13 protein-coding genes are annotated in these 15,371 nt (G+C 61.2%); 3 read left to right on the top strand and 10 right to left on the bottom strand.

What is annotated here, in order from left to right; all coding sequences use genetic code 11:
- Positions 1-101: 101 nt before the first annotated feature.
- The 3 genes from QQL24_RS22905 to QQL24_RS22895 all read right to left on the bottom strand — a co-directional run bounded on the left by QQL24_RS22905 (position 102) and on the right by QQL24_RS22895 (position 1,107).
- Complete coding sequence (locus QQL24_RS22905; RefSeq protein WP_284314611.1) at positions 102-233, bottom strand: hypothetical protein; 132 nt, start codon at positions 231-233, stop codon at positions 102-104.
- Between the two features lie 205 nt (positions 234-438).
- Positions 439-723, bottom strand: a complete 285-nt coding sequence (locus QQL24_RS22900; protein WP_284314610.1) for a hypothetical protein — start codon at positions 721-723, stop codon at positions 439-441.
- A gap of 105 nt (positions 724-828) precedes the next feature.
- Positions 829-1,107, bottom strand: a complete 279-nt coding sequence (locus QQL24_RS22895; RefSeq protein ID WP_284314609.1) for a hypothetical protein — start codon at positions 1,105-1,107, stop codon at positions 829-831.
- 512 nt (positions 1,108-1,619) lie between these two features.
- Between QQL24_RS22895 and QQL24_RS22890 the strand changes: the two genes are divergently transcribed.
- Entirely contained in the window at positions 1,620-4,412 is a 2,793-nt protein-coding gene (locus tag QQL24_RS22890) for a metallophosphoesterase (RefSeq protein ID WP_284314608.1), read from the top strand.
- Between the two features lie 1,365 nt (positions 4,413-5,777).
- Here the strand turns inward: QQL24_RS22890 and QQL24_RS22885 are convergent.
- From QQL24_RS22885 to QQL24_RS22855, 7 genes are all read right to left on the bottom strand, one after another.
- The gene (locus QQL24_RS22885) at positions 5,778-5,993 is read right to left on the bottom strand and encodes a tautomerase family protein (protein ID WP_284314607.1); all 216 of its coding nucleotides are present in this window, start codon (positions 5,991-5,993) and stop codon (positions 5,778-5,780) included.
- Between the two features lie 119 nt (positions 5,994-6,112).
- Positions 6,113-7,144 carry a hypothetical protein gene (locus QQL24_RS22880; protein ID WP_284314606.1) on the bottom strand — a complete coding sequence of 344 codons (1,032 nt, stop codon included), beginning with the start codon at positions 7,142-7,144 and terminating at the stop codon, positions 6,113-6,115.
- A gap of 160 nt (positions 7,145-7,304) precedes the next feature.
- Positions 7,305-8,309, bottom strand: coding sequence for a rhamnose ABC transporter substrate-binding protein (locus QQL24_RS22875; RefSeq protein ID WP_284314605.1), 1,005 nt, complete (start codon positions 8,307-8,309; stop codon positions 7,305-7,307).
- Between the two features lie 43 nt (positions 8,310-8,352).
- Positions 8,353-9,384, bottom strand: coding sequence for an ABC transporter permease (locus QQL24_RS22870; protein ID WP_284314604.1), 1,032 nt, complete (start codon positions 9,382-9,384; stop codon positions 8,353-8,355).
- Positions 9,381-11,960: an ATP-binding cassette domain-containing protein gene (locus QQL24_RS22865; RefSeq protein WP_284314603.1), complete on the bottom strand. Its 2,580-nt coding sequence runs from the start codon at positions 11,958-11,960 to the stop codon at positions 9,381-9,383. The genes QQL24_RS22870 and QQL24_RS22865 overlap by 4 nt, the downstream gene beginning before the upstream one ends.
- Before the next feature lie 184 nt (positions 11,961-12,144).
- The gene (locus tag QQL24_RS22860) at positions 12,145-13,416 is read right to left on the bottom strand and encodes an ROK family transcriptional regulator (RefSeq protein ID WP_284314602.1); all 1,272 of its coding nucleotides are present in this window, start codon (positions 13,414-13,416) and stop codon (positions 12,145-12,147) included.
- Between the two features lie 93 nt (positions 13,417-13,509).
- Complete coding sequence (locus tag QQL24_RS22855; RefSeq protein WP_284314601.1) at positions 13,510-13,983, bottom strand: group II truncated hemoglobin; 474 nt, start codon at positions 13,981-13,983, stop codon at positions 13,510-13,512.
- Between the two features lie 283 nt (positions 13,984-14,266).
- Between QQL24_RS22855 and QQL24_RS22850 the strand changes: the two genes are divergently transcribed.
- Positions 14,267-15,085 carry a lytic murein transglycosylase gene (locus QQL24_RS22850; RefSeq protein WP_284314600.1) on the top strand — a complete coding sequence of 273 codons (819 nt, stop codon included), beginning with the start codon at positions 14,267-14,269 and terminating at the stop codon, positions 15,083-15,085.
- A gap of 15 nt (positions 15,086-15,100) precedes the next feature.
- Positions 15,101-15,334: a glycine cleavage T C-terminal barrel domain-containing protein gene (locus QQL24_RS22845; protein WP_348536493.1), complete on the top strand. Its 234-nt coding sequence runs from the start codon at positions 15,101-15,103 to the stop codon at positions 15,332-15,334.
- Positions 15,335-15,371 lie beyond the last annotated feature (37 nt).

The raw sequence follows: 15,371 nt of genomic DNA, 5'->3' as shown, positions 1-15,371 counted from the left end.
GCGCAAGGCCACCTGTTTTTCCGCCTTGTGCAGGCGGAGGCGAGCCGGGAGCGGATGGCACGGACCATCCGAACCTGAGCCAGCCGGCTCGGTGAAGGGGCTCAGCGCTGCAGTCCTGGCCGGACAGTGGCATGAGCCGTCTTCACCGCATCGGCGGGAGATGGGACGAAGGCGTTGCCGGGCTCAAGCCCTTCACGCTCCGTCCAGGGATCTTGATCGCGTGGTCTTTCCATCGCGAGGCACTTCCATGTGGTGCCGATCCCGTCTGTCCCGCACGTCACCCCCGGAGGCCGGCTTCGAGAGAAGCAGGACCACCGTTTACGCCTGTCGCCTGGACAGGCTGTCGGGGTGGATGGAAGCGTTCGGAGCCGGGTTGTACCTGCGCCGGCTGCTGACACTTCGTTCCAAGAGGGATCAAAGCATGGGATCGAATAAAAATCAAGATCTGTTCATTTTCTGTTCAACGTAATCCAACGCCTCTGTCACCGGGCAGGCGTGATCGTCATCAAGTCGCTTATGAGGAGCGAGATCGTCAGCCTCCGCGATCAGTGAGATTGCGCGCTTGAGCGACAGCTCGGCGCCGTCAAGGAACGCGCCGGCTGCATTAGGGCCCGTCGTTGGAGATAACGCATGGGCGACGCTGTCGAGTGCGCCACCGATTGCCTTCAACGCCATCGCGCCTTTACGGAGCAGCAGGTCGGTTTGAGATGATGTCTTGGGCATTGCAGGCTTTACCGATGGCGAGGTTGGCGGAATTGGCGCAAAGCGCCCCACAGGCCCTCGCCTGTGTGGACGGCCTGGACCTCGACCTCATGGCTGCGGCGTGTATCATGGTCTGAACCCGAAGCTTTTGGCGAATTCTTCACTCAGCAGGTATTTCGCATGCTTTCTCGCGGCTGACATCCCACCAATTGGGTAGTTTACGGTTTCATAGCCGTCGCGATCTTTTAGGATGACGTTGTGTTCGGCCATCATCACCTTCGGGTGTTGGTGTAATTCACGTAGAGGTAGAGCGCCTGGGCGTGGATCGACGGCCTGGGCCAGGTGCTTTGGGTAGGCGGAGACCGGACGCCGCCCGGCCAATGGCCACACGCGGATCGTGATCACGCTGCCCAACGGCAAGGAGTGCGTGTTCTTGGCCGACGTGCCCTTCGCGCTGGCGGAGACCGCGCACCTGGCCAACCCGGAAGGGCCGCGGCGCTCGGTGCAGATCGTGATGACGCTGCCGGAGGGGGGAGCACACGATGAGCTGGACGTTCCTGCCGGCGGGTCCGGTGTGAGGGGCCGCGATGCAGGCCCGGCTAGGCATCCATTTGGGCCACTCAACCTGGTTTGATGACCAGAGTGGAGAATGAAGAACGTCTGCTCTAACAGGACAAACAGAGTGAAGTCGACATTAGCCAGCGAGGAAAATGTAGGATTGCAGTCCGAAGAGTTCGTTGCAATTGACTTACGAGATTATTCTCAACTCGAGAAGGCGGATTATCGCTTGCCACCCTTAAAAACACTCACTGGCAAAGTTTCGATAGACGTTGTACGACCAATTGCTAGTTGAAGCCATCAGCACTAGGTGAGTAAGGCTGCTTACTTCCGATTCCTCGCATGCTGTTTGATCCAGAATGACTGCTTCTTTAGAACATGAAAACAATCGCGCCCTCCGCTGGCTGCATTTCAGCGACCTCCATGTAGGAATGGGTGATCAGACCCAGCTTTGGCCGCGCTTTAAGACGGTCTTTCTGAGAGATCTTCACGCACTCCTCCAGAGAAATGGAACGATTGATCTAGTAGTATTTTCTGGGGATCTGGCGTACCAGGGCGACGCCGCTGAGTTCGAGCGATTTGACGCGATTATCGATGAAATTTTCGATTGTATCGCAGCTCATCAGGAACGACCAAAGCTTGTCACGGTACCTGGCAACCACGATATAGTGCGCCCGCCGCCACTAGCGCCCGAGGCCGTTGCACTCAAACAGTTCTGGAATGATGCAGCCCTCAGTCGGGTTATCTGGGAAGCTGATGGAGCGAGTTACCGCTCGTTCTTACAGCAAACCCTCAGCAACTATATCGATTGGAGGGAGCGTGCGATTAACCGAGGATTACACGCGGTGCCCGATTTGGAAGGCCCCTTTCCGGGAGATGCGTCTTACACTATCGCCACAAGTACTGGTTCCGCTGGAGTTATCGGATTGAATAGCACTTGGCTACAGCTAGGTTCAGGCAATTATGAAGGCGAACTACATGTGGATCCACGCCAACTACTTAGTATCACGAACGACAGCCCTGATGAATGGGCGAGATCAAAGCACGTAAGCCTGCTCATCACTCATCAGCCAGCAAACTGGCTGAAGCTAAACAAGCCTGCAACTTGGGAAAATGACATCAATCCTCCAGGGCGCTTTGATGTACACCTATTCGGACACATGCATCAGCCAACTACCGCCTCAACGCGCCAAGGCGGCGGTCTAAGTCGCATTAGTATGCAAGTAGCCTCCCTCTTTGGCTTGGAGTGGTATGGGGATAGTACCTTCCAACGGATCCAAGGCTATTCGCTGAATGAGATCGTATCGCGTGGCAAACTAAGGACCTTGACGAGTTGGCCTCGACGGCTAATCACCACTACAAGCGGACGAGCCAAACTCGACCGGGATTTCGAACAAGATTTAGACGAGACGACTGGCTCCTTTAGCCTCAATTACGAGGTTGAACGCGAAGATAGGGCTGCCATAGAGCCTGGGGGCGGACTCCCTTCGGGCTCGCCATCCCCTAAACTCGATCTCACGACGACGATAGAATTTGATCTGTCGGTTATTCGCTTCGATGTCGGAGAAAAGCGAGCGCATCGCAATGTCCGGCGCGTCGAACAAGAAACATGCATCCACTCATTTTCTTCCGAGAAGATTGCTTGGATCTCCGCGGACTGGGGCATGGGCTTCGATGGGTTCGTGGCATCTATTCGCGATAAGTTACATGTGCCTTATGACGCTGTCTTCAGCATAGACTTTAGTACTTTTAGAGAACGCGAGTCGTTCTTTGATACCTTACACACGAGAATAAACGCCACGTTTTCACAGATTTGCGAAGCTATTTCTGAAATTGGCCCTTCAATTCTAATTTTCGACGATGTGGACCTAGCTGCAAGTCACCAGGCAAGGGAAATTGAGGCAGATATCGAGAAGCTTGCTTCGGCCGTGACTGACTACGCTGGACAGGCTCACTGCATCATCCGTAGCCGTCGTCAACCAAAAAGTCCGCGCTACAGAGTAATCGAACTACGAGTTCTCGATGAGGCCGATCTGGCCGTCTATGCGTCGGAGAGTGAAATTGGCGGCAGTCGATATGGCAAACCAGATGCGGCGTCGTTGCTTCTCCGTCACACCGATGGTGTTCCAACACGTATCGATGACGCGCTTCGCGATTTAGAGGTTGTGTCACTGCGCGATCTCCTGGCGGCCAACCCAGACTTTGTAACAGCGGGTGAAGTCGTAGTTGGAACACCGCCGGCGCTTATTACTAGTGTACACGAGTTACAAAAGTCGCAGGAGAGGTCAGAACAGCGCGCGTATGAGTTACTGCTTGCGCTGTCTGCCCTTCCTCAAGGTGAGCAACTGGGGCGACTAGCTCGATTCCTCGGCGTGCATCCGTTCGGACCGGTGCATGCACGAGCACTTTTGGAGCGGTCGCTCATCGACGCTGTTGGCCTTTCCACCGTCGATGCTTCTGCTGACAATACAGGCAAGGCCTTGATCGTGCCACGCCCAGTACGCGACTATGTCCGAGCATCTATGGATCCCGCTGCAGCAGCATCCACTGATCGGAAAGCGTTGGATCTCTATTTTGGCAGAGACTGGGCAAGCGGTTCCATAAGCAGCTCCTCCACCGGGAAGCGCGTGCGAGCGGCCCTGTGCGACGGATACGAGATTCAGAATGCCTCAACGCTCGTTCTGCGAAACGCGAGGCGAAGCCTTGATGGCGGAGAGGCGACCGAGATTGAAGCATCAATAAGGCTCGCGACTGCGTTCGTCGAAGCATTGATGCACGGCAGTCACTATAGAGCGGCCTCTGGCCTTTGTGAAGATATGGTTCAGCTACTGCAAAATTACAGTGGGCATGACAAAGAACTTGCTGTCTTCAATTATGAATTTGCACGTAACTTAAGAATGATTGGTCGTATAGAAGAGGCTATAGAAATTTTTGAAAGCCTAAACGAAGATCATTTATCTAAACTTCAGAAGCAACAAGCTGCCTTGGGCCTAGCACTTAGTTATGAGAGCCGCGGCGATGAAATGGCAGCGGCCACTTCTGCACAACGTGTCATCGCGATAGACCAGCATAGTAATTTAGCTCTCCAAGCGCGAGTGATTATTACTAATCAGATGGTAGACGAATTCAAACGTGAAGTAGAGTTGAAATAACGTCTTCGAACCGCGCAATCAAAAGATGCTCATATACTTTCAAATAACATCCGTTTAGACCTTGCGCGCGGAAGCGCCAGACGCGGAGAGGACGTACGAGAACAATTACGCGAGATAGCGAAAGGTGCCAGATCTAACAAGGACTATTATAATTCCGTGAGGGCGGTCGTTGATTATGCTAGTTCCCGATTTACAAATTCGACCATGACCGTTGATGAGAAAGCACGTCTTGTCGAGGCGTATCACTTCTTATACAACGAACGACTCTTCACATTATTTGATAGATGCCACGAAGCACTTTGGCGTATATTTGAAAGATCGGGCGATCTAGTAAACCTACTAAATCTATTCAGGAGAAGTTCATTCATTTGGAGATTGAATGGCAGAGAAGCCCAAGAGTCCAAATACCTTTCTAAGCTTATGAAAAACGTAAGAGATATAATCGCAATGGGCATTACACATTCCAATCGCGACGGAGTTTATTTTGTTGTGCGAGTAACAGTGGTGACAGGCACTGCTCTTTCTGATCTCGCTCTCGGCAAGCCGAGTGAGCGCTCAGACTAGAGCGCCAGAGTTCCAGCAACACTGAGATCTCTCTAATGAAGGCAAGAACGAAAAACAGTCCAAGAGATAGTTGGCACGCCACCTAAGCGTTAAACTCCGTTTCTCAATTCAACTACGGCGATAATTTACTTAATCATACCTCCTCACAGAGTAACATGGTCGGCAAGAAGAGGAATCAAAGTGACCTCTGCAACATGTGCAGGAATATAGGGGCCAGCATGCAATTGATAAACTGTCGCCGTAAATCCAGAATTGTGGCTTAGCCAGCCGTCAACTCGACGGCCTAGAAAGAAATTATTTGCCTGCTTTGGAGTAGTATCGGCGTCGGGAAAAGTCACCGCAGTCTAACGAACCCACTCGTGATCCTAGTGGACGACTTGTGGTACGCTAGTGCACTTCGGTGAAGCCGCCGATTTTTTCACAAATCCAGGCGTCATTTTTCGAGACTACGAAGGAACTGCTCCAACAGCGCGTTGGAAGCGCGGCACGGCCTACGCGACGATCAAGAGGTCGCGGTAGAAGCTCTACTCCTGGACATAGGGCACCCCGAGCGCCACGTGGTCGTGATGGGAGGTGTCGTTGCCCCTGCACTCCAGCCATGGGCTCGTCAAGCTGGCGCGGATGCGCTTATAGTCGTCGATATACAGGCTGTAGCGGGCGATCTCATCTCGCACGACCGGTCGCGCGTCGACTAGGCTTATGTCGCCACAAATGACGCGGGAATGAAGAAAGGGCGGCTCCACGCCGCCCTCCCCGCCCGCGGAGGCCCCATGTCGGGCACATCGGGACCTCCGCCGTCACCTATCGCCCGGCCATCGCCTTGACGTCGGCGGCCGTCAGGGCCTTGCCGCCGATGGCCCATCCGCCGCTGGCGACTTCCTGCACCCGCACTGAGGTCACGCCGCGCATGGCCTCGCCTTCGACGGCGACCATGGCATCCATGACCTTGCGGTTCATGTCCCGCTTCTGGGTTGCATCGAAGACGCCTTCGATGAGCTGAATATCCACGAGGGGCATAGGTTTACCACTTTTCCCCCCAGGTCCCTTTGCTTGCTTCCACTCCCAAGCAAAGCTTGGGAGGACACGCCGGGGATGACAGCTCCCTTCCTGATACGGTCGTCGCGGGGGAAACAGCCTTACGCCGCAAGGGTATGTCCGACCAGGCGATACCCGACCGTGAACGGTGTCCCCGGCTCGATCGTCAGCGCGGTAGCGACCCCCTCTTTCGCGATGGGATTGTCCGCTCCCGCGATCACGCTGCCGAAATCGAAGGCCGAGGCCACCGGCTCGACGCCGACGCAGAGGTTGCGTCCGTTCCAGGGCGCGAATTTGCGGCCGCGATTGCTCATCCACAACAGGCAGGAGGGGAGCTTGGCGGTATCCCAACTCAGATCCCAGGCGACCCTGTCATGCCGGTCGACGAGATGCATGCCCTTCTCGATGCCGCAAAGCTCTATGATATCCTCGCGGTCGTCGGCGAAGGGCAGGCGGTCGAAGCGCTCGTGGCCGCCTCCCTTGAGCGGCACCTCGGCAAGGCTGGCGATCCGGCGGTTCGGCGCGGCGCGGGCCAGCACCTCGTCGACGGGATGGGTCAGGCCGAACCTGTATGGCCCCGGCTCGATATGGAAGGAGCCGGGCGCCCCGCGCAGGGCGAAGTTGGGATGAAAGCCGAAAGGCCTGACGCAGCGCCGCCGCGCCACGATCGACACGGCGACATCGAGGCCGGCCTGCCCGTCGAGCGGCCGGATCGAGCGAGTGATGCGCTGAATGGGCGAATCCGCTGGATAATCCAGGCCGAGGACGATTTCGCGTTCCGTCTTCGATACCAGGCTCCACTCGGCATTGGCGCTGTAGCCGTGCAGCAGAAAATCGCTCTCGGCGAGCGGGGAGGCCGAAGCCGGCACCGGCGCCTCGACCAGACCGTGCCAGGGCTCCACCAGCCGGTCATCGGGCCCGTAGACCCGTCCGAAAGGCAGGCAGGGCCAATCGCCCCTGAGATTCCCTAGCCCCGGCTCGACCGCCTCGCCGGCCGTGATCCAGGGCGCCTCGTGGAAGGGCTCGACCTCGCGGCCGTCCTCGAGGCGAAAGCGCGTGCGACCGATGGCGCCGGCGCCGCTATGGACAGTCACGCTGCCATGGGACCAGTCGAGCGACCAGTTCTCCGTCATAAGGACATTCCTAAAGGGTCTGTGTCATGAGGCGCATCTCCACCGTCATGGGCGCTAGCTTTGCGGAGACAGGCGCGGGAATCCTTCCCCGACTGCGGGGAAGGTTGGCCGCGCCTTATATGCCTTAGGCTAGCGCCTATGGCCTTCACCTCTGCCGCGGTCAGAACTTGAACTCTTCGACATTGGCCGGGGTGACGATCTTCGCCGGCCCGAGCACCACCTCGCCCTTGGCGCCGACCTTGTAGTCACCCAGGCGCCCGGCGGTGAACTTGTCGCCTTCCTTGCCCTTGATCTTGCATTGCGCCAGGGCCTGCGCCCCGTAATAGGTGAGGTAGCCGAGATCCTTGACGTTCCACCAGATATCCTGGACCGAACCGTTCTGGATGTATTTCTTGATCAGGGTCGCCGGCGCGAGGCCGGTGAGCTTGACCTTGCCGAGGCTTCCGGCCTGGTCGAGCGCGCGGGCGGCGGCCGGCAAGCCGATGCCGGCGGGAATGATGATGCCCTTCAGGTTCGGGAAGGCCTGCACCAGGCCGAGCGCCTGCTGCTGGTTGATCTGCTCGCTCTCCTGGCCGTAGGCGATCTGCACCAGCTTCATCTTGGCGTATTTCGGCTCCGTCAGCCGCTTCTTCATGAAGTCGATCCAGGCGTTCTGGTTGGTGGCCGTCGGAGTCGAGGAGAGGATGGCGAAATCGCCCTCGTAGTTGATCATCTGGCCCATGCTCTCCAGCATCATCTCGGCGAGGCTGTCGCCCTTGGCCTGGTTGAAGAACAGGGTGCGGGCGGATTCGGCGACATCGGAATCATAGGAGACGATGCGCACGCCCTGCTTGACGGCGCGCTTCAGGGCCGGCGCTACGGCATTGGCGTCATTGCCCGAGATCGCGATGACATCGACTTTCTGCGACACCAGATTGTTGATGAACTCGATCTGCGCCTCGGCGGTCGCCTGCGAGGGCGCCTGCTGGATGACCTTGCCGCCGATCTCGCCCTGCGCCTCCTCGGCGCCCGTCTTGGCGACCTGGAAATAGGGGTCGGTGTCGAGCTTGGGCAGGAAGCCCACCGTCACCGGTTCCTTGGAGCACTTTTCGGCGGCGAGAGCGCCGGTGGAGATGATGGTCGCGCCGAGCAGCAATGCCGCCGTGGTCAAGAGATGCTTCGTCATTGGGCCGTTCCTCCTTGTTGGCTTTTTCGGTTGGCTTTCTCGTTCAAGTTGCTTTCGACTTGTCCGCCCGGCCGCTTGAACCCGGCCGTCCGGGACGATCCGGTGCCAGTGCGGATTGCAGCACCGTGTAGAAGCGTTGCGCCGTCGTGCTCATCAGCAGCGAGAGGATGAGCAGCAGGCCGATCACCGTGCCCTGCGCATCGCCGCCGATCTGGCTGAGGCCGAGCACGTTGCGCAGGGTGGCGATCAGCACCAGGGCCAGGAACACGCCGGTGAGCTTGCCCTTGCCGCCGAACACGCTGACCCCGCCGAGCAAAGCGATGGTGATGACATCGAGTTCGAGGCCGATGGCGTTGTCGGCGCGGGCATTGGCGAGGCGGGCGGTGAAGACGATGCTGGCGATGGCGCTGACGAGACCGCTGACGATAAAGAGGCACAGGCGGATGCGGGCAACGCGCACGCCGGCGTAGAGCGCCGTATCCGGACTGCCGCCAAGCGCATAGATGCGCCGGCCGATCGCGGTCTTCTGCAGGACGACGGCAAAGACCGGCGCCAGCACCAGGAAGGGCACGATGGTCCAGGGGATCGGCGAGTCACCCAGCGTGTTGATGCCGAAATCGGTGAAGGAATCCGGGAACTCGTTCACCGAATCCGTGCCGAGGATGATGTAGCCGATGCCCCGGAACATCGCCATCGTGCCGAGCGTGACCACCAGGGACGGCAAGCCGAGCCAGGTCACCAGCGCACCGTTGAAGGCGCCGCAGAGGATGCCGGTGCCGAGCGCGCCGAGGATGGCGACCTCCTGGGAGAAGCCGGCCTGGATCAGCACGCCGAACACCACGCTGCTCAGCGCCAGGATGCTAGCGACCGAGAGGTCGATCTCGCGGGCGATGATCAGCAGCACCATGGGCAGCACGATCAGCGCGCGCTCGGAAGCGCCGGCAATCGCCTGGGAGATGTTGAAACTGGTGGCGAAGTTCGGCACCGCCAGCACGGCGTAGGCGAGCACGGCAATCGTGAGCAGACCGAGGAAGTTCTCCCAGGTGGCGAGCCTTTCGAGGAGCCCCGTCTTCATCGCCGCCTCCGTGCCTGCAGAGTGCGCCGGCCGATCACCGTATCGACACCGACGGCGAGGAGGATGACGAGGCCGTAGACGCCCTGGAGCCAGAGCGGATCGACGCGCACCAATGTCAGCCCGTTCTGGATGACGAGCAGGGTCAAGGCGCCGAGCACCACGCCGAGCACCGAGCCGGCGCCGCCCCGGATGGCGACGCCGCCGACCACCACGGCGGCAATCACGGTCAGCTCGAAGCCGAGCGCCACGCGGGCGTCGATGGTGGCATAGCGCGAGGCCCAGAGCGCGCCGTCGAAGCCGGCAAGCAGGCCCGCCAGCATGAAGGCGCCGAGCACCAGGGCGGTCTTGCGGATACCGATGAGGGAAGCCCCGTCCGGATTGGAGCCGATGGCATAGAGCTCACGCCCGACGGGCAAATAGCGCAGCGCTACGCCGATGACGACGACGCAGACAAGGGCGATCAGGATCACGGCGGGAATGCCGGCAAGGCGCGCGCTGGTCATGTCGAGCCAGTCTTGCGGCACCTGGTCGGCGCTGATCTGCTTGCCGCCGGCCCACAGGCTGTTGAGACCGCGAAAGACCGACAGGCTCCCGAGCGTGACGACGATGGCAGGCACGCGGCCGAGGGTGACGACGAGGCCATTCAGCGCGCCGCAGGCCAGCCCGATGCCGCAGGCGACGGCGATGCCGAGCAGGATGGACGCTTCCGGATGGCCATGCATGAAGCTCGCCGCGCCATAGGCGGAGAGGCCGATCACCGAGGCGACGGAGAGATCGATATTGCGGGTGAGCAGCACCAGCATCTGCGCCACCGCGACGATCATCAGGAGCGCCGCGTCCATGGCGACGGCGGTGAGGTTCTCGGCGCTGATCATGCGCGGATTGACTGCCATCACCGGCAGCGCCACCACGGCCATGGCGGCGACGAGGCCGAGCTCGCGTTGTCTTAGCAGGCGCTGCAGGAAGGAAGGCTGCGCCTCGCGGCTCTCGGCCTCGCCGGCATGCGCGGGAGCAGCCAGGGCCCTGCCGGCCTCGACGTTGTCGGCATCGGTAGCGGCGCGGATCACGCGCTCCTGGTCGACATCGCCGCGGGAGAACTCGCCCGTCACCTCGCCCTCGCGCAGCACGACGATGCGGTCGCACATGCTCACGAGCTCGGGCAGCTCGGAGGAGATCAGGATGATCGCCAGGCCCTGCTGGGCCAGTTCGGCGATCATGCTGTGCACCTCGGACTTGCTCTCGACGTCGATGCCCTGGGTGGGCTCATCGAGGATGAGGAGGCGCGGATGGGTGGCGAGCCATTTCGACAGCACCACCTTCTGCTGGTTGCCGCCGGACAAGGTCTTCACCGGCTGGTCGAAGCTGCGGAATTTCAGCTTCAGGCGCTTGAGATGCGGCTCGACCAGCGCCAGCTCTTGCCGGCGCATCACCAGGCCGGCAAAGGTCGCCTTCTCGATGACGGGAAGCGAGGCATTGGCGAGGATGGGAAAGTCCATCACCAGGCTCTGGCCGAGCCTGTCTTCGGAGACATAGGCGATGCCGGCGGCCATGGCGGCCGGCGGATCGGCGAAGGAGACCTCGCTGCCGGCAAGCGTGATGGTGCCTGCGGTCGGCTGGTCGATGCCGAACAGCACGCGGGCGATCTCCGTGCGCCCGCTGCCGACGAGGCCGCCGAGGCCGACGATCTCGCCGGCGCGCACGCTGAAGGAGACATCACGGAAGGCCTCGTCACGCGTGAGGCCGGAGACCGCCAGCACTTCATCGCCCGGCTTGCTCTCCCATTGCGGATAGATCGCCTTGAGCGGGCGGCCGATCATCATCTGCACCGCCTGGTCGCGATCGAGCTCGGCGGCCGGCTTCACGCCGATGAGGTGGCCGTCGCGCAGCACGGCGATGCGATCGGCGATGCGGAAGATCTCCTCCATGCGATGGCCGACGAACATCATCGCCACCTGCCGTGCCCTCAACTGGGCGACCACCGCGAACAGACGCTCCACCTCGCGCTGGGACAGAGCGGCCGTGGGCTCGTCCATGATCAGCACCTTGGCGTTGACCGAAAGGGCGCGGGCGATCTCGACGAGCTGCTGCTCGGACGTGCGTAGCTGGTTCAACCGGTCCTCGGGCGCGCAGGAGAGGCCCACCACCTCCAGCAGCGCCCGCGCCTCCTCGCGCATGCGGTCATAATCGATGCTGCCGAGAGCGCGGCGCGGCATATGGCCGACGAAGATGTTCTCGAAGACGGTGAGGTCGCCGAACAGGCCGGGATGCTGGTGCATCACCGCGATGCCGCGGCGCTGGGCTTCGAGCGGCGACCAGTGATCCACCGGCTGGCCATCGATGATCACGGCCCCCGAATCGGGCCGGTAGACGCCGGCGAGGAGCTTCACGCAGGTGCTCTTGCCCGCGCCGTTTTCGCCGAGAAGGGCGAGCACCTCACCCGGCAGGAGGTCGAAGCTCGCCTCGGCGAGGGCAATCGTGCCGCCGAACCGCTTGGAGGCGTTGCGCAGGCCGGCCGTTGCGGCAGGAGCCACGGCCACCGCCTCGCCCGGTATTTCATTGACGACAGCGCTATTCATCGCAGGAAACTGGATTGAGGACAGCGGAAGCAAGGAGGGCCGGCCCAGCCATGCCTGACCGGATCACCGTGGGAATGTCCCCCATGGCAGCCTCCCCCATGACCCTAATTATTAAATCAAATGGATATATCCATGAGAGAAACGAGTCAAGCAAGGGCGTGGCATCCATCGGTTTCTCCCGCGCCTATTGCGCCAGGATATAGGTCTGCAGATTGATGCGCCCCGAACCGGGCGCCTTGGCCTTGACCAGCGTGCCGCTGTCGGGGGCGAACATGGCATAAAGCGGCAGGATGGCGGCCCCGATCGCCGCTGCCTGGGGGCCGATGGTGCCGACCTCGATGCGCGGCGCCACCAGGCCCTCAGGCACGATTTCCCCAAAGCGCTGCGACACCGCTTCCACCGTCCGCTGCAGGATGGCGGGTGGCAGGATGCCGTCGATGACGATGCCGTCGACATCGACCACGGCAATGGCCCCGACGATCGCCTGCGCCAGGGCATCGGCGCAATCGGCGATCCATTCGCCGAGGAAGGGCTCGGCCTTCTCCCCCATCGCCTCCAATTCGAAGGCGCGCCGGATCGGCACGCCATTCTCGCGCAGATGATGGGTCAGCACATAGATCGAGGCGCGGCGCAGCAGGATCTCGAACGGCCCCTTGGGCGGCGGCACGGTCGAGAGCAGGGAGGGCGTCACCGGATAGGGACCGAAGGCGGCCGAGTTGCCGTGCGGCCCCGTCTCCAGATTGCCATTGATGATCAGGCCGCCGCCGATGAAGGTGGCGATGAAGAGATAGATGAAATCGCGTGTCTCCCGGCCCCGGCCATAGACGAGCTCTGCCGTGGCGGCCCCGGAGGCGTCGTTCTCGAAGAACAGCGGCAGGCTGATATGGTGGGTCAGCGCCTTGGCGAAATCGAAGCTTTCCCAGGCCTCGGTGATGGAACGGGGCATGCCGAGTTCCTTGGTCCAACTGTCCATGAAATAGGGCATGGCGACGCCGACGCCCACGATGCGCTCGCGCAAGGCCGGGGGGAGGCTGGCGCGGAAGGTCTGGACATAGGCGCCGGCGAGATCGGCCACCGCCTTCGGCTCGGGGAACTCATATTCGCAGGTCTCGATGCGCAGGGTCTTGCCGGTGAAATCGACCAGCACGGCATCGAAAGCCCGCCGCCCGATATGCAAGCCGATCGAGAAGGCCCCGTCCGGCGCCGGCGCATAGAGCGTCGAGGGCTGGCCGACCTGGCCGACGCGCTTGCCCTCATGCCTGACAAGACCGACTTCTTCCAGGTGATCGACGATGGCGGCGACGGCCTGGGGCGTCAGATTGGCCGAGCGGGCGAGTTCCGCCTTCGAGGCCTGGCCGAGCCGCTGCAGCGCCTCGAGCACCACGCGCTCATTATAGCGCCGCACCTGGACGGAATTGCTGCCCTTGCGGCTTTCGGAGGCGGGCGGACTGGACATCGCGTGGCATCTCTCTTGATCAGGCGGGCTTGTCGCGCCCGAGAGCTTGCCTCTTTTATTAAAGCATTATGCTTAATTATCAAGCCCCACCGCTCAGCCCTGATAGGGCCCGCCCGGCGGCCCCCAGCCCCAGACCGGCATCGGCGCGCCCGGTGGCGGTGCGCTGGCGCCGTCCTGCGAGTTGAGCACGGCGATGCGGGTGCCCCATTCGAGATAGCCTACCAGGGCGGCGCGGAACTCGGGATCATCGGGCAGGCCGGCCTCGTCAGCCGTCTCCAGGAAGAGGTCGATCCAGCGCTTGCGCTGCGTTTGCGTCAGATGGCGGCCGAGATGCCGGGCGATCATGCCCGCATGCGAACCGCCCACGCCGGTGTAGTTCGGGCCGCCGCCGAAGACCTCCGTGATGAAGGCCGCGACATGTTCGCTGTGATGCCTGTCCATGCCGGCAAAGACAGGTCCCAGCAACGGATCGAGCGGCACTTTCTCGTAGAAGAGCTTCGTCAGCCTGCGAAAGGCTTCGGGCCCGCCGGCCCATTGTGCCAAGGTCGGGGTTGCGTGCTCTGCCATGGCAAGTCTCCTCATTACCCCAGCCGCTTCCAACCATAAGGAGAATCCTCGCTGGTTGCGACCGGCGGGCCGTCTTTCATGATGGAAGCTTCGTCATCGCCGGTTGCGATGTGCGGCCAGACGGAGAGGAAGCCGTCCGGCTATGCACAATCCTGTCGGGGAAGATACATCTATAAGTTGTAACTTTATCGCCAATGCGTTTACGGCTATCGACGAATCCCTGCCCTGCACCGACCCTTCAATCCCTCAATTCCATCAATTTGGTTCCCACCAGAGATACTCCATGCGCCTGTTCATCGCCTGCCTGTGCGCCCTGTTCTCGCTTGCGGTCTTCGCAGCCGCGCCCGCCAACGCCGCCCAATGCGGCAACGATGCCGCCGGCTTCCCGGCCTGGCTCGACGCCTTCAAGCAGGAGGCCGTGAGCGAGGGCATCTCGGAAGGCGTCGTCAATGAGGCGCTGAGCGGCGTGACCTACAACACCACGGTGATCCATCTCGACCGTTCGCAGAAGAAGACCTTCGGTGGTACCTTCGAGCAATTCGCCGCCGGCCGCGTCACCGGCGGGCGCATCGCCAAGGGCAAGGCGATGATGCTGCGTTATGCCGACGTGCTCGCGCAGATCCAGAACCGCTTCGGCGTGCAACCCGAGATCCTGGTGGCGATCTGGGGCATGGAGACGGATTACGGCGTGGTCTCCGGCAAGATGCCGGTCTTCCGCTCGCTGGCGACGCTGGCCTATGACTGCCGCCGCTCGGACTTCTTCCGCAACGAGCTGATGTCGGCCCTCAAGATCGTGCAGCGCGGCGACGAAACCCCCTCCGCCATGATCGGCGCCTGGGCCGGCGAGATCGGCCAGGCCCAGTTCCTGTGCTCGAACTATCTGAAATATGCTGTCGACATGAACGGCGACGGCCGCCGGGACCTCATCCGTACCCCCGCCGACGTGCTCGGATCCATCGCCAACCTCCTGCAGGCCCATGGCTGGTCGGCGGGTAGCAGCTATGAAGTGGGCAGCAGCAATTTCGGCGTGCTGAGCGAGTGGAACAAGTCGACGAATTACCAGAAGGCGATCGTGCTCTTCGCCGAGAAGCTGCGCGGCTGAGAAGGGCTCTTCTCCATCCGGTTTGATTGCAGCATCACCGCCGCTGCCTGGTCTCCCACCGCCAAACGCAACATCGCCCTCGCCTCGCTGCAGCGGCCCTATGGCGAGCGCAACAAGGAGAACCTCTGGGTGGAGATCTATGCGCTACGCGAACTCGTCTACCAGAAGTGCATGGTGCGGGCGCGGGTGGTGAGCAAGCCGTTCTTCAAGCCGGCGAGAAGGACGCAGACGCCGCCAGGGGTATTTTAAGGGATGGGGGAAAGGGCGCGACGCGAGCGCACACAAG

The sequence above is a fragment of the Labrys miyagiensis genome (assembly GCF_030160835.1).
Lineage (GTDB): Bacteria > Pseudomonadota > Alphaproteobacteria > Rhizobiales > Labraceae > Labrys > Labrys miyagiensis.
This window is presented reverse-complemented; position numbering and strand designations above follow the sequence as displayed.

What these genes read in the sequence shown, in the direction of transcription:
- QQL24_RS22905 (WP_284314611.1), bottom strand. Translation starts at nt 233, where the DNA reads ATGGAAAGACCACGCGATCAAGATCCCTGGACGGAGCGTGAAGGGCTT.
- QQL24_RS22900 (WP_284314610.1), bottom strand. Translation starts at nt 723, where the DNA reads ATGCCCAAGACATCATCTCAAACCGACCTGCTGCTCCGTAAAGGCGCG.
- QQL24_RS22890 (WP_284314608.1), top strand. Translation starts at nt 1,620, where the DNA reads ATGACTGCTTCTTTAGAACATGAAAACAATCGCGCCCTCCGCTGGCTG.
- QQL24_RS22885 (WP_284314607.1), bottom strand. Translation starts at nt 5,993, where the DNA reads ATGCCCCTCGTGGATATTCAGCTCATCGAAGGCGTCTTCGATGCAACC.
- QQL24_RS22880 (WP_284314606.1), bottom strand. Translation starts at nt 7,144, where the DNA reads ATGACGGAGAACTGGTCGCTCGACTGGTCCCATGGCAGCGTGACTGTC.
- QQL24_RS22875 (WP_284314605.1), bottom strand. Translation starts at nt 8,309, where the DNA reads ATGACGAAGCATCTCTTGACCACGGCGGCATTGCTGCTCGGCGCGACC.
- QQL24_RS22870 (WP_284314604.1), bottom strand. Translation starts at nt 9,384, where the DNA reads ATGAAGACGGGGCTCCTCGAAAGGCTCGCCACCTGGGAGAACTTCCTC.
- QQL24_RS22865 (WP_284314603.1), bottom strand. Translation starts at nt 11,960, where the DNA reads ATGAATAGCGCTGTCGTCAATGAAATACCGGGCGAGGCGGTGGCCGTG.
- QQL24_RS22860 (WP_284314602.1), bottom strand. Translation starts at nt 13,416, where the DNA reads ATGTCCAGTCCGCCCGCCTCCGAAAGCCGCAAGGGCAGCAATTCCGTC.
- QQL24_RS22855 (WP_284314601.1), bottom strand. Translation starts at nt 13,983, where the DNA reads ATGGCAGAGCACGCAACCCCGACCTTGGCACAATGGGCCGGCGGGCCC.
- QQL24_RS22850 (WP_284314600.1), top strand. Translation starts at nt 14,267, where the DNA reads ATGCGCCTGTTCATCGCCTGCCTGTGCGCCCTGTTCTCGCTTGCGGTC.